General features: G+C 69.8%; 10 protein-coding genes. 2 read left to right on the forward strand and 8 right to left on the reverse strand.

Annotated elements, in window-relative coordinates; all coding sequences use genetic code 11:
• Positions 1-412: 412 nt before the first annotated feature.
• The 5 genes from SPRI_RS09115 to SPRI_RS09135 form a co-directional block, all read right to left on the reverse strand.
• Positions 413-1,471 (reverse strand): LacI family DNA-binding transcriptional regulator, encoded by a 1,059-nt coding sequence (locus SPRI_RS09115; protein ID WP_005310634.1) that lies wholly within the window; start codon positions 1,469-1,471, stop codon positions 413-415.
• Positions 1,459-3,108, reverse strand: a complete 1,650-nt coding sequence (locus SPRI_RS09120; RefSeq protein WP_037773523.1) for a glycoside hydrolase family 13 protein — start codon at positions 3,106-3,108, stop codon at positions 1,459-1,461. The genes SPRI_RS09115 and SPRI_RS09120 overlap by 13 nt, the downstream gene beginning before the upstream one ends.
• An 82-nt stretch (positions 3,109-3,190) precedes the next feature.
• Positions 3,191-4,123 (reverse strand): sugar ABC transporter permease, encoded by a 933-nt coding sequence (locus SPRI_RS09125; RefSeq protein WP_005310638.1) that lies wholly within the window; start codon positions 4,121-4,123, stop codon positions 3,191-3,193.
• The gene (locus SPRI_RS09130; RefSeq protein WP_005310640.1) at positions 4,039-5,049 is read right to left on the reverse strand and encodes a carbohydrate ABC transporter permease; all 1,011 of its coding nucleotides are present in this window, start codon (positions 5,047-5,049) and stop codon (positions 4,039-4,041) included. The genes SPRI_RS09125 and SPRI_RS09130 overlap by 85 nt, the downstream gene beginning before the upstream one ends.
• 19 nt (positions 5,050-5,068) lie before the next feature.
• Positions 5,069-6,343, reverse strand: a complete 1,275-nt coding sequence (locus SPRI_RS09135) for an extracellular solute-binding protein (protein WP_005310642.1) — start codon at positions 6,341-6,343, stop codon at positions 5,069-5,071.
• A gap of 394 nt (positions 6,344-6,737) precedes the next feature.
• Between SPRI_RS09135 and SPRI_RS09140 the strand changes: the two genes are divergently transcribed.
• Positions 6,738-7,772, forward strand: a complete 1,035-nt coding sequence (locus SPRI_RS09140) for a LacI family DNA-binding transcriptional regulator (protein WP_005310644.1) — start codon at positions 6,738-6,740, stop codon at positions 7,770-7,772.
• On the opposite strand, the gene SPRI_RS09145 is transcribed toward SPRI_RS09140, so the two are convergent.
• Complete coding sequence (locus SPRI_RS09145) at positions 7,762-9,390, reverse strand: NACHT domain-containing protein (protein WP_005310646.1); 1,629 nt, start codon at positions 9,388-9,390, stop codon at positions 7,762-7,764. The two genes, SPRI_RS09140 and SPRI_RS09145, sit on opposite strands and share 11 nt — an antisense overlap.
• A 216-nt stretch (positions 9,391-9,606) precedes the next feature.
• On the opposite strand from SPRI_RS09145, the gene SPRI_RS09150 reads away from it, so the two are divergent.
• On the forward strand, positions 9,607-10,527 hold the full coding sequence (locus tag SPRI_RS09150) for a carbohydrate kinase family protein (RefSeq protein ID WP_005310648.1): 921 nt from the start codon (positions 9,607-9,609) through the stop codon (positions 10,525-10,527).
• Positions 10,528-10,706: 179 nt separating this feature from the next.
• On the opposite strand, the gene SPRI_RS09155 is transcribed toward SPRI_RS09150, so the two are convergent.
• Together SPRI_RS09155 and SPRI_RS09160 are read right to left on the reverse strand one after the other, a co-directional pair.
• Positions 10,707-11,618 (reverse strand): carbohydrate ABC transporter permease, encoded by a 912-nt coding sequence (locus SPRI_RS09155; protein ID WP_005310651.1) that lies wholly within the window; start codon positions 11,616-11,618, stop codon positions 10,707-10,709.
• Positions 11,615-12,628 (reverse strand): carbohydrate ABC transporter permease, encoded by a 1,014-nt coding sequence (locus tag SPRI_RS09160; protein ID WP_005310653.1) that lies wholly within the window; start codon positions 12,626-12,628, stop codon positions 11,615-11,617. Before SPRI_RS09160 ends, SPRI_RS09155 begins: the two co-directional genes overlap by 4 nt.
• Positions 12,629-12,640 lie beyond the last annotated feature (12 nt).

Consider the following 12,640-nt stretch of genomic DNA (forward strand, 5'->3'; position numbering starts at 1 on the left):
CCCGCCCGGCCGCCGGTCAAGCCTTCGGGCAGACTCCGGTGACATGCTAGAAAACCCGCTGTTTCGTGGCCGCAAACTCTTTCGCAAGCCATTGCAATGGTGTTACGTTCAACCACGACTCCGGTCCGGTCGGCCGGGGGTTCCGGTCAGTGCCGGGGCCCTACGCGCCCGGCCGGCCGGGCCGGTCACCCACCGGCCCGTGAGCACCGGAACGCCTCGACAGGCCGCGCGAAGACGGGCATCGGGCCAACGCCCCCCGTCGCCGGCCGAGGCCCACGAGCGGGAGGCCCGGGGCCGCAGACAAGACCCCGCCGCGCCCCGATCAGGGGCAGGCCCCGGGCTTCCCGAACAGCCTTACGGCGCCGCCGCGTTCACCATGAACGCGACGGCGCCCGGCCGTTCTGCGCGCGCCTCAGCGCCGCGGCGCACCCGTCGAGCCGCGCACCACGAGCTCCGGCTGGAAGACGAACTCCGTGCGCTGCACCGGGTTTCCGTCGATCTCCTCCACGAGAGCGTCGACCGCCGCCGTCGCCATGGCCTGCACGGGCTGACGCACCGTCGTGAGCGGCGGGTCGGTGAAGGCGATGAGGGGCGAGTCGTCGAAGCCGACGACGGAGACGTCCCCGGGCACGTCGAGCCCCCGCGCCCGCACCGCCCTGATGGCGCCCAGCGCCATCAGGTCGCTGCCGCAGACGATCCCGGTGCACCCCTGGTCGAGCAGCAGGCCGGCGGCCGCCTGGCCGCCCTCCACGGAGAACAGCGTGCGCTGGATGAACCCCTGCGCCTCGTCCTCGCCCAGCCCCAGCATGGCTTCGAGGGCCTCGGTGAAGCCCTCGGCCTTGCGCGACGAGGGCACATAGCGGGTGGGCCCGATGGCCAGACCGATGCGCTCGTGCCCGAGTTCGACGAGGTGCCGCACGGCCATCCGCGCCGCCGACCGGTCGTCCGGCGAGACGAACGGCGCCTCCACGGCCTCGTTGTAGCCGTTGATGAGGACGAACGGGATGCCCCGGCCCGCCAGTTTGAGATAGCGGGAGGGGTCGGCCGTCGTGTCGGCGTGCAGCCCGGAGAGGAACACGATGCCGGTGACGCCGCGTTCCTCGAGCTGCTCGACCAGCTCGTCCTCCGTCGAACCGCCGGGCATCTGGGTGCACAGCACGGGCGTGTAGCCGTGGCCCGCCAGCACCTGTTCGATGACCTGCGCGAACGCGGGGAAGATCGGGTTCGTCAGCTCGGGGATGATCAGGCCGACGAGCCCGGCGCTGCGCTGCCGCAGCCGCACCGGCCGTTCGTAACCGAGCACGTCGAGGGCGGCCAGCACCTTGTGCCGCGTGGCGGCGGCGACGCCGGCCTTGCCGTTCAGCACCCGGCTGACCGTGGCTTCGCTGACCTGCGCCTGGAGGGCGAGATCGGCGAGCCTCGGGGCGCCGTTTCCGTCGCCCCGAGGCAGGGGGATCGTCACACCGCCCACCAGACGGTGGTGTCGGCGGGCAGCTCCGCCATGTCGTCCACGATCATCACCGTCTCGCTGGCGAGCAGGGTGCGGCCGGGCAGCGGGATGCGGACCACCGCGCCGGTGGTGTTGGCGGTGCAGACGAAGCCGTCACGGCGGAAGGCGAGCACGCCCTCCGGGGACTCCAGCCACTCCACGGCCGTCCCGGCGCCGAGCCCCGGGTGCTCGCGGCGCACGGCGAGCGCGCTGCGGTAGAGCTCGAGCGTGGAGCCGGGATCGCCGGTCTGCGCCTCGACGCTCAGGCCGCCCCAGGAGTCGGGCTGCGGCAGCCAGCTGCCGCCGCTGCCGAAGCCGTACGAGGAGCCCTCCACGGTCCACGGGATCGGCACCCGGCAGCCGTCGCGGTATCCGTCCTGGCCGGCCGCACGGAAGAACGACGGGTCCTGGCGCACCTCGTCCGGGAGGTCGGTGACGTCGGGCAGGCCGAGTTCCTCGCCCTGGTAGATGTAGGCGGAGCCGGGCAGCGCCAGCATCAGCAGCGTCGCGGCGCGGGCACGGCGCAGACCGAGCTCGCGGTCCCCGGCCGTGCGGAGCTGGGTGCCGAGGCCCGCCGGGTTGGCGAAGCGGGTGGCGTGCCGGGTGACGTCGTGGTTGGACAGCACCCAGGTGGCGGGGGCGTCGACCGGGCGCATCGCGGCGAGCGAGCTGTCGATGACGGCGCGCAGCTCGGCGGCGTCCCAGTGGGTGCCCAGGTACTGGAAGTTGAACGCCTGGTGGAGCTCGTCGGGGCGGACGTAGTTCGCGGTGCGCTCCACGGTCGGCGTCCACGCCTCCGCGACGGCGATCCGCTCGTCCGGGTACTCGTCGAGGATGGTGCGCCAGCTGCGGTAGATCTCGTGCACACCGTCCTGGTCGAAGAACGGCATGACATCGTTTCCGAGCAGCTTGACCTGGTCGGTGCCGCCGAGGTCCGGGAGGCCCTCGGCCTTGACCAGGCCGTGGGCGACGTCGACGCGGAAGCCGTCCACGCCCATGTCGAGCCAGAAGCGCAGGATCGAGCGGAACTCGTCGGCGACGGCCGGGTTGTCCCAGTTGAAGTCGGGCTGCTCCGGGGCGAAGAGGTGGAGGTACCACTCGCCGTCCCCGGTACGCGTCCAGGCCGGGCCGCCGAAGATGGACTCCCAGTCGTTGGGCGGGAGTTCGCCGTTCTCGCCCTTGCCGGGGCGGAAGTGGTAGCGGGCCCGCAGCGGGGACCCGGGCCCCTCGCGCAGCGCGCGCTTGAACCACTCGTGCTGGTCGGAGGAGTGGTTGGGCACGAGGTCCACGATGATGCGCAGACCCAGTTCGTGGGCGTCGCGGATCAGCGCGTCCGCGTCGAGGAGCGTGCCGAACATGGGGTCGATGGCACGGTAGTCGGCGACGTCGTAGCCGGCGTCGGCCTGCGGGGACGCGTAGAAGGGGCTGAGCCAGACGGCGTCGACACCGAGGTCCTTCAGGTACGGCAGTCTGCTGCGCACGCCTTCGAGATCGCCCATGCCGTCGCCGTTCCCGTCGGCGAAGCTGCGCGGATAGACCTGGTAGATCACCGCGTCGCGCCACCAGCCCGTGTGCGTGCCGGACGTGGGGGCGGCGGGGGCAGCAAGGTGCTGGGTCATGTCATCCCTGGAGGTGATGGGGTGGGGTGCGACGCCGGCCCGGGGATCAGGCACGGACCGGCGTCGCCGCTTCATACGGTGGTCAGCCCTTGACGGCACCGGCGGACATACCGGTCACCAGATGCCGCTGGGCGAAGAGGAACACGAGCGCGGCCGGGATGGCGATGAGCACGGAGGCCGCCGCCATCGGGCCCCACTGGGCGCCGTACTGGTTGACGAACTTCTGCAGACCGCCCGCGAGCGTCAGGTTCTCGTCGCCGACCATGAAGGCGGAGGCGTAGGCCACCTCGCCCCAGGCGGTGATGAACGAGTAGAACGCGGTGACCGCGATGCCGGGCTTGGCGAGCGGCAGGATCAGCCGCCAGAACGTACCGAACGGGGTGAGCCCGTCGACCTGTCCCGACTCGTCGATCTCCATCGGGATGGTGTCGAAGAAGCCCTTCATCATCCAGGCACAGAACGGGACGGCGATGGTCAGGTACGTGACGACGAGACCCACCGGCTGGTTGAGCAGCCCCATGGTGGCCATGATGTTGTAGATCGGCACGATCAGGACCGCGACCGGGAACATCTGGGTGATGAGCAGGGTCCACATCAGTCCGCGCTTGCCGGGGAACCGGAAGCGGCTGACCGCGTAGCCGGTGGTCGCCGAGACGAAGACGCCGAGGACGGTGGTGAGGCCGGCGATCAGCAGCGAGTTGCCGAACCAGGTGAGGAATTCGGTGTTCTCGAGCAGGTCGGTGTAGTTCGCGAGGGTCGTTTCCTTCACGAAGTCCGTGGTGATCGCGTACTTGGCCGGCTTGAGGGAGGTCAGGAAGACCCACAGCACCGGGAAGACGGCGATCACGGAGGCCACGATCAGCGTGGCGTGCAGCCCGACGGAGGCCAGCGGCGAACGGCGGCCGCGTCGGGACGTGTTCACGGCGGTGGTCACCAGACTTCTCCCTGCTTGCGGAGGACTCGCCGGTAGACCGCGGCGAAGAGCATCAACAGGACGAGGATCAGCACGCCCCATGTGGACGACTGGGCGAAGTCCCGCGGGCTGATCTCGAAGGCGAACTTGTACGCCTGGGTGACCAGGATCTGCGTCGCCTCACCGGGCCCGCCCCGGGTGAGCAGGAAGATCACCGGGAACATGTTGAACGTCCAGATGGTGCTCAGCAGGATCACGGTGGTGCTCACCGAACGCAGACCGGGCAGCGTGATGTTGCGGAACCGCTGCCAGGCGCTCGCGCCGTCCATCTCGGCTGCCTCGTAGAGCTCGCCGGGGATGGACTGGAGGCCGCCGAGGAGGGCGACCATCATGAACGGCACACCGAGCCAGACGTTGACGGCGATCACCGAGAACTTGGCCCAGGTCGGGTCGTTCAGCCACGGCACGGCGTCGATGCCGCCGCCCGCGAGGATCTTGTTGAGGAGTCCGTTGTCCTGGTTGTAGAGGAAGCGCCAGGCGAAGACGGAGACGAAGCCGGGGACGGCCCAGGGCAGGATCAGCAGCATCCGGTAGAAGGAGCGGCCGGCGATCCTGCGGTTGAGCATGTTGGCGAGGCCGAGGCCGAGGACGAAGGTGACCGAGACGCAGGCCACCGTCCACACCAGCGTCCAGCCGAGCGTGCCGAGGAACTGGTCGCCGGTCAGGGCCTCCGTGTAGTTGTCCAGGCCCACGAACTCGTAGGTGGCGGGAATCTCGTTGACGCCGATGCTCCGGGCGACGTTCCGCTCGTTCGCGTCCGTCAGCGACAGGTAGATGCCGCGGAACAGCGGATAGCCGATGATCACGGCGATCACGACGGTCACCGGGGCGACCATCGCCCAGGCGTACCAGTGAGTGGAGAGGGAACGCTTGAGCTTCGTCTCGGGCTTGCCAGTACCGCGGCTCCGGCCGCGGGCGACATCGCCCGCGGCCTTCGCCACCGACTGGCTGCTGGTGTCCACAGCCATCAGCCGGCCAACCTTCCTGTTACTTCCAGTCCTTCAGGAGCTTGCGGTAGGCGTCGCCCGCCGCCTTCGCGCCCTTCTCAGGGGTGGTCTGGCCGGTGAGGACCTTGGTGTACTCGGTGACGAGCGGGGCGAAGAGGCTGCCGGTCTCGGGGATCCAGGGGCGCTCGACGGCCTTGTCGACGACCGGGCGGAAGAAGCCGACGATCTCGTTGCTCGCGACACCGGGCTGCGAGTAGACCGAGGTGCGGGTGGGGAGCAGGTTGAGCTCCTTGGCGACCTGGGCCTGGGTCTCTGCGGAGGTCATGTACTCGGTGAAGGCGTACGAGGCGTCCAGGTTCTTGGAGCCCGCGTAGACCGCGAGGTTGTGGCCGCCCTGCGGGGCGCCCTGGCCGGCCGAGCCGGCGGGCACGGGGGCGACACCGAGGTTGGCCTTGTCGGTGAACTCCGGGCCGGCGTAGGTGTCGGCGACGGCCCACGGGCCGTTGATCATCATGGCGACCTTGCCTTCCTTGAAGGCGGTCTGCATGTTGTTCCAGCCGTCGGTGGCGTCGGTCTTCGCGGCACCGGAGGTGACCAGGTCCTTGACGACCTTCATGGCCTTGACGCCGGACTCGTTGTCGACCGTGATGGTCTTGTTCTTCGCGTCGACCAGGTCGCCGCCCTCGCCGTAGAGGAAGGAGAGGAACCAGTAGGCGTCGTCGCCGCGGAGGTAGAGGCCGGTCTTGCCGGTCTTGTCCTTGATCGTGGCTGAGACGGTCTTCAGCTCGTCGATGGTCTTGGGGACCTCGACACCGGCCTCCTTGAAGATCTTCTTGTTGTAGAAGATGCCCATGGAGTCGATGACCTGCGGCGCGGCGTAGGTCTTGCCGTTGTACTTGGTGGAGGCCGCGGCCTGCTTGAGGAAGTCGTCCTCGTCCTTCAGCGCGGCGGTGCCGTCGAGCGGCGCGAGGTAGCCGAGGTCGGCGAACTCGGGGGTCCAGGCAACCTCGGAGCGGATGACATCGGGGGCGCCGGAGCCGGACTGGGCGGCGTTCTTGAACTTGTTCTGCGCCTCACCGAACGGCACGTTGACGTACTTGACGGTGACCTTCGGGTGCTTCTTGGTGAAGTCCTCGGCGATCTTCTTGAAGACCTTGTCCTCGCTGCCGACCGTCGAGGTGTCCCACCAGGTGACCGTGCCGCTGAGCTCGCCCGAGCTCTTCTTGCCGGTGTCGCCGCCGTCGTCCCCGCCGCACGCCGTCGCCGACACGGCCAGTGCCGAGACCAGAGCGATGGCCGCTATGCCACGCCGCATGTGAACTCCTTCAACTGATCCCGGAAGGGCGGAGGCGAAGACCTGCCTCCCGCCGTCCGCTCCCTCGCGGTGCCGGGTTGCCAGGAACGTAACAGGGCTGAAAACCATCGGAAAGACCTTGCGGCAAATTTCTGCAAGGACGGGTGATCGTTACATCCGCGTGTCCTGAGAGTTGCCGAAGGATCGCTTGACACCCTCCCTGTCACCGGACCACGCCCAGGGTGCGTCCCTGGGTGGGCCCCTCGCAAGCACTCCGCAAGGCTTTGCAGCGATGTGACAGGTTTCATGCCGGCGGACGCCCCGCCGGCGGCCCCGGCAACGACATGAGGCGATGAACCTGCCGATTCCCGCACCTGGTGGGCAATTGGACGTACGCCCGGTACAGTCCACTCCCATGACCGCGCGGCTCGCCGACATCGCAGCCCAGGCGGGGGTCAGTGAAGCCACAGTCAGCCGCGTGCTCAACGGCAAGCCCGGCGTGGCCGCGGCCACCCGCGAATCCGTCCTCGCCGCCCTCGACGTGCTCGGCTACGAACGTCCGGTGCGGCTGCGGCAGCGCAGCGCGGGCCTGGTCGGACTGATAACCCCCGAGCTGGACAATCCGATCTTCCCCGCCCTCGCCCAGGTCATCGGCCAGGCCCTGACCCGGCAGGGATACACCCCGGTGCTCGCCACCCAGACCCCCGGCGGGTCCACGGAGGACGAGCTCACCGAGATGCTGGTGGACCGCGGCGTCTCCGGCATCATCTTCGTCTCCGGACTGCACGCCGACACCACGGCCGACATGCAGCGCTACGACCAGCTGCGCGCCAAGGGTGTCCCGTACGTCCTGGTCAACGGTTTCTCGCCGAAGGTGCAGGCTCCCTTCGTCTCCCCCGACGACCGGGCCGCGATGCAGCTCGCCGTGACCCACCTCGCCTCGCTCGGGCACACCCGGATCGGCCTCGCGCTCGGCCCCAGGCGGTTCGTGCCGGTGCTGCGCAAGATCGAGGGCTTCCAGCTCGCGATGGAGGAGCGGCTCGGGCTGTCGCCGGAGGCGTCGCAGGAGCTGATCCAGCACTCCCTCTACACCCTGGAGGGCGGCCAGGCCGCCGCGGCGGCGCTGATCGCCAAGGGGTGCACCGCGATCGCCTGCGCCAGCGACATGATGGCGCTCGGCGCCATCAGGGCGGCCCGGCAGCAGGGGCTCCACGTGCCGAAGGACATCTCGGTGGTCGGCTTCGACGACTCGCCGCTCATAGCGTTCACAGATCCGCCGCTGACCACCATCCGCCAGCCCGTGCAGGCGATGGGGCAGGCGTCGGTGCGCGCGCTGCTGGAGGAGATAGGGGGCACCCCCGCCCCGCACAGCGAGTTCGTGTTCATGCCGGAGCTGGTGGTCCGCGGTTCGACCGCCTCGGCGGCCAAGCGGACCGTTCCTATTCAGTGAGCAGGAGTGAGTCTTGGACCCATTCCTGGCCGCTGCGGGCACCCCGAACGGTGTTGGATGCCCTGGTTGCCCGCGTTCGTTCCGCGTCCGGGGGCACGCATCGTGTGCGTGGTCCGGGGATGCGGGGGCGGGTTTCCTCACGCCCGAGGGCGCCCGGGCCGGCCTGGACGGTCCGATGCCCCGCACGATCGCTCTGGTCGTGCGGGGGCGGTGTCGTCCGTCGCCGGATCGGGTGCCCTTGGGCGCGTCTGCCGATCGCGATGCTCGCGGCATCGTGACGGCTCATCTTGCGGGTGGGGCTGGTGAGGGGCTTCTGCCAGTGCTGCGCTCCCCACTTCGACGTGTAGGCCGGGTCCACGGCGATGATCGTCATGCCTGTCCGGTCGGCCATGGAAGTCAGCCGGGCGCGGAGGCGTCCGGTGGGCATGCCGGAGATGAGTTGCCGGAAGCGTCGTCGGCGGCCGTGTTTCTCCCTGGTCTTCTCGGCCTGGAAGTCGAGGTCCTCGACCGCGATCGCGGTGACGCCGCAGGAGTGGGCCCAGTGCAGGAGGCGGGTGAGGGCGTGCCGGACTTGGGCGTCGCGGTGGGGGGCACTGCCGGTCAGGTCGTAGGCGAAGCGGCGCGGGTTGCCGATGGGGTTGCCGTGGGTGTCCAGGCGCCAGGCGGCGAGGTGGTCGGCGTTGGTGTCCACCCCGATCACGCCGTGGGCGAGGGCGGCTTCGAGCGGCACGGTAGAGGTGGGTGGGATCTGCCAGGAGGCGGTGACGTACCAGCGGCCGCGTCCGGTGTCGTGGTGGATGCGGTAGGCCACGGCCCGGTTCGCCGCCACCCGGTCCGCCCACTCGGAGCCCCGGTGCGCAAACCGCGCACGCCCGGCGAGTACGTACCGGCCGTGCGCGGCGTTCGCCAGATGGGCCAGCGGGGCCGGGAGCTTGATGCTGACGTCGCCTTCGGGGGTGATGCGGATCGTCTCGTTGCCGAACCTCTTCCCCGACTCACCATCCGCCTGGAAGAACCAGCGCTCGGCCTCCCACCGCCGGCGCCACTGGGCTGCGGTCAGCCCCGCATCGGCAAGGTGATGCCGGGTACGGGCCAGGCGTCGGCCGCCGCGCACCACACGCACCCGGCCCGCGTCCCGGTCGGCCCGCACCCGCCCAAGACGGTCCTCCAGCACCCGCAGCCGCCGGGCCTTGGCATGCCACTCCCGCCGCGAACGGTAACCACCCGCGGCACGCTTCGTGCCCTTCGCCCCGACCGGCAGCGACAACCGGTGCGCAATCGTCCTGATCCCGGCTTCGAGGCCCTGGATGTGTGCGGCCTGCCCGCGCCGGGCCAGTGCCCACTGATCGTGCGTGGCCTTCGTGATCGACCCGGCCCACCTGGACGACGACACGCCCGTCAGGCCGCGCTTCCGGGCCGCCCACGACTCGGCGGAGTGCTCCAGCCCGTCAGCGCAGCGGACCTTGAGATCACGCGAGGCCAGCGAGCCGAGATGCGCACCCACCAGCCGCAGCACCTCCTCGTCCCCGGCTGTCAGGCCCTTCAGCCGGTCACGGACCGCCACACCCGAAGGTCCGGTGACCATGAACGGCGCCACCAACTCCCGCAGACCACCCACAGTGCCCACCCCCTCCGCACCGGACCACACACACCCGCCACCACCCCCAACGACCCACCACCCGCAAAGGTCACCCATTCGACACACGAACCCCCATCCGCCCCGCGAGCCCTCACACACCACAGCCCACAACAACTCACCCCTACACGCCAGCACTCACACATACACGGTCACGCAGCAGCAGTTCACAACCCCTGGCCGGGACGGATCCGAGGGATGAGCGAGCCCCGGTACGACGTACTGGTCGTGGGCGGCACCGGCGTGGACACGATCGTCCGCGTCGACGCGCTGGAAGTGCCTCCGGGTGACTCGCTGTTCGTGCCCCCGGTGCGCGACTACGTGGGCCACACCGGCAACGGGGTGGCGCTGGGCTGGCGGGCACTGGGACTCGCCACCAAGTTCATCGACTTCCTGGGCGACGACGTCCAGGGCCGGACGGTGCTCGCCGCGTACGAGGAGCACGGGCTCGATTTCAGCCATGTCGTCTCCCCGCACGGCACACCCCGGGGCATCAACCTGGTCGACCCGCAGGGCCGCCGCTTCTCCTTCTACGACGGCCGCCACCCCGCCGACCTGCGGCTCCCGCGCGCCTTCTACCTGCCCTACCTGGAGCGCGCCCGGCACGTCCATCTGTCCATCGTCGGCCACAACCGCGACATGTACGAGGACATCCACCGGCTCGGCATCACCAGCTCCACCGATCTGCACGACTGGGACGGCCGCAATCCGCACCACCGCGACTACGCCCTCGCCTCCGACTACGTCTTCCTGAGCGCCGCCGCGCTGCACGGCCGGCTCGAGCCGGTCCTGCACGGCATCATCGACCAGGGCCGGGCACGGATGGTCGTGGCGACCGACGGCGCCGAGGGCTGCCATCTTCTGGTACGCGGTGAGGAGAAGGTCCGCCACTTCCCCGCCGTACGCCCGGAACGGCCCGTCGTCGACAGCAACGGGGCCGGGGACGCGTTCGTCACCGCGTTCCTGCACACGCTGTTCGAGGGCGGCGACGTGGAGCGGTGCGTGCTCGCCGGTTCCGTGTCGGGCGCCTTCGCGTGCGGCTCGGCCGGCACGCACACCGAGTTCATCGGCCTGCCGGAACTGCGCGCCGCGTGCGCGAGGGCGGCCTTCCCGGCCTGACCGGATCGGGCCTGAGGGTGTGAGGCCTGAGGGTGTGGGGCCCGAAGGCGTGGGCCCGAACGGGCCCGAACGGGTCCGGCCACCGACGGGCCCGGCCGAACGGCCGCGCCCGCCGGACGACATGCGCCGGGGCCCGCAGGGCGCCCCACGCGCCCCACAGGCCCCGGCTCCCCTGCGTGTCAGCTCTTGACGGCCCCCGAGGTGATGCCGCCGACGATGTGCTTGCCGAGGAGGGCGAACACCAGCAGCAGCGGCACGGTGGCGATGAACGCGCCGGTCAGCACGATCGCGTGGTTGACGGTGTGGTTGCCTGACCCGAGCCCGGCGAGAGCCACCTGGAGGGTGGGGGCGCCGTCCGGTGTGAGGGCGATGAACGGCCAGAAGAAGTCGTTCCACGCCTGCACGAATATCAGCATGCCGAGGACCGCCATCGCCGGCCGGGCGATGGGGAAGACGACGTGCCAGATGATGCGCAGGCTGTGCGCGCCGTCCATCCTGGCCGCCTCGATCAGCTCCACCGGCAGCGCCTCGAGCAGGTACTGCCGCATGAAGAACACACCGAAGGCGGCGACCAGGCTGGGCAGGATCACCGACTGGAGCTGGTTGACCCAGCCGAACTCGGTGATCAGCTGGTAGAGCGGGATGACGCTGAGCTGCGGCGGCACCGTCATCGTCGCCACCACGATCGCCAGGAGCACGTTGCGCCCCTTGAACCGCAGCTTGGCGAAGGCGAACCCGGCGAGCGTCGCGAAGAGCACCGTGCTCGTCGCGACCGCGGCCGCGACGATGGTCGTGTTGATCAGGGCCTCTCCCATGTCCACCTGGTTCCAGGCGATGGAGAGGTTGTTGAACAGTTCCTTGCCCGGCAGCAGCGGGCTCGGGGCCTGCACGACGCGCTCGCCGGTGTGGGAGGCGGCGACCAGGTTCCAGTACAGCGGGAAGAGGGAGACGACCGCGGCGAAGACCAGCAGCGCGTATGTCAGCGGACCACCGTGGTGCTGCCGGCCGGCCTTCTGGCCGAGCCGCCGCCTGCGGCCCCCGGTCGTGGTGGGCGCGGCGGGCGCCGCGGTCCTGTTCAGCACATGGCTCATGAGCGTGCCGCTCCGTTCTTCTTCTTCTTCTCGCTCGACCGGCTGAGCAGGCGCTGGATCAGTCCGATGGCCAGCAGCAGGAGCAGCATCACCCAGGCGATGGCGGACGCCTGACCGAGTGCTCCGGTGACCCAGCCCTTCTCGTACATCAGCAGGCTCAGCGTCTGGTACTGGTTGCCGCTGCCGCCGCCGATGCCGAGGCTGCCACCGAAGATCAGCGGCTCACCGAACAGCTGGGTGGCGCCGATGGTGGAGACGACGATGGTGAACAGGATCGTCGGCCTGATCGAGGGGATCGTGATGCTGATGAACTGCCGGAAGCGGGACGCCCCGTCGAGTGCGGCCGCTTCGTAGAGGTCGTTCGGCACGGCCTGCATCGCGGCCAGGTAGATGAGCGCGTTGTAGCCGGTCCAGCGCCAGGTGACGATCGTCGAGATGGCGATCTGGGCGGGCCACTTCTCGGTCTCCCAGTGGACCGGGTCGATGCCCACGTAACCGAGCAGCTGGTTGATCATCCCGTAGTCGGTGTTGAACAGCTGCGCGAAGACGAGCGCGGCGGCCGCGATCGAGGTGGCGTACGGGGCGAGGATCGCCACGCGGTAGAAACCGCGGCCGCGGATGCGGTAGTTGAGCAGGTGCGCCAGGCCGAGCGCCATCAGCAGCTGCGGCACGGTGGAGATCACACCGATGGTGAACGTGTTCGCCAGGGCGTTCCAGAAGAAGTCGCTCTCCACGAGCCTGGTGTAGTTGTCCAGGCCCCGCCATTCGGCCTCGCCGCCCAGCTCCACCTTCTGCAGCGACAGCCAGCCGGTGTAGATGAGCGGGAAGAGACCGAAGGCGGCGAAGACGAGGAAGAACGGCGCTACATAGACGTACGGGGTCGCCTTGAGGTCGATGCGGTACAGGCGGCTGCGCCAGCCGGACGGGTCCCGGTGCTTGGGGGCCCTGGGCGCGCCGGAGGGGGCGGCAGTCACAGAGGCGCCCTTGTCGGGCTGGAGGGAGGTGGCCATCAGGCGCCCTTT

Origin of the sequence: Streptomyces pristinaespiralis, from assembly GCF_001278075.1 — a bacterium.
Classification (GTDB): Bacteria; Actinomycetota; Actinomycetes; order Streptomycetales; family Streptomycetaceae; genus Streptomyces; species Streptomyces pristinaespiralis.

Coding starts and splice junctions, on each gene's coding strand:
- SPRI_RS09130 (WP_005310640.1), bottom strand. CDS start 5,049: ATGGCTGTGGACACCAGCAGCCAGTCGGTGGCGAAGGCCGCGGGCGAT.
- SPRI_RS09125 (WP_005310638.1), bottom strand. CDS start 4,123: ATGGGGCGTGCTGATCCTCGTCCTGTTGATGCTCTTCGCCGCGGTCTA.
- SPRI_RS09150 (WP_005310648.1), top strand. CDS start 9,607: ATGAGCGAGCCCCGGTACGACGTACTGGTCGTGGGCGGCACCGGCGTG.
- SPRI_RS09160 (WP_005310653.1), bottom strand. CDS start 12,628: ATGGCCACCTCCCTCCAGCCCGACAAGGGCGCCTCTGTGACTGCCGCC.
- SPRI_RS09135 (WP_005310642.1), bottom strand. CDS start 6,343: ATGCGGCGTGGCATAGCGGCCATCGCTCTGGTCTCGGCACTGGCCGTG.
- SPRI_RS09120 (WP_037773523.1), bottom strand. CDS start 3,108: ATGACCCAGCACCTTGCTGCCCCCGCCGCCCCCACGTCCGGCACGCAC.
- SPRI_RS09140 (WP_005310644.1), top strand. CDS start 6,738: ATGACCGCGCGGCTCGCCGACATCGCAGCCCAGGCGGGGGTCAGTGAA.
- SPRI_RS09155 (WP_005310651.1), bottom strand. CDS start 11,618: ATGAGCCATGTGCTGAACAGGACCGCGGCGCCCGCCGCGCCCACCACG.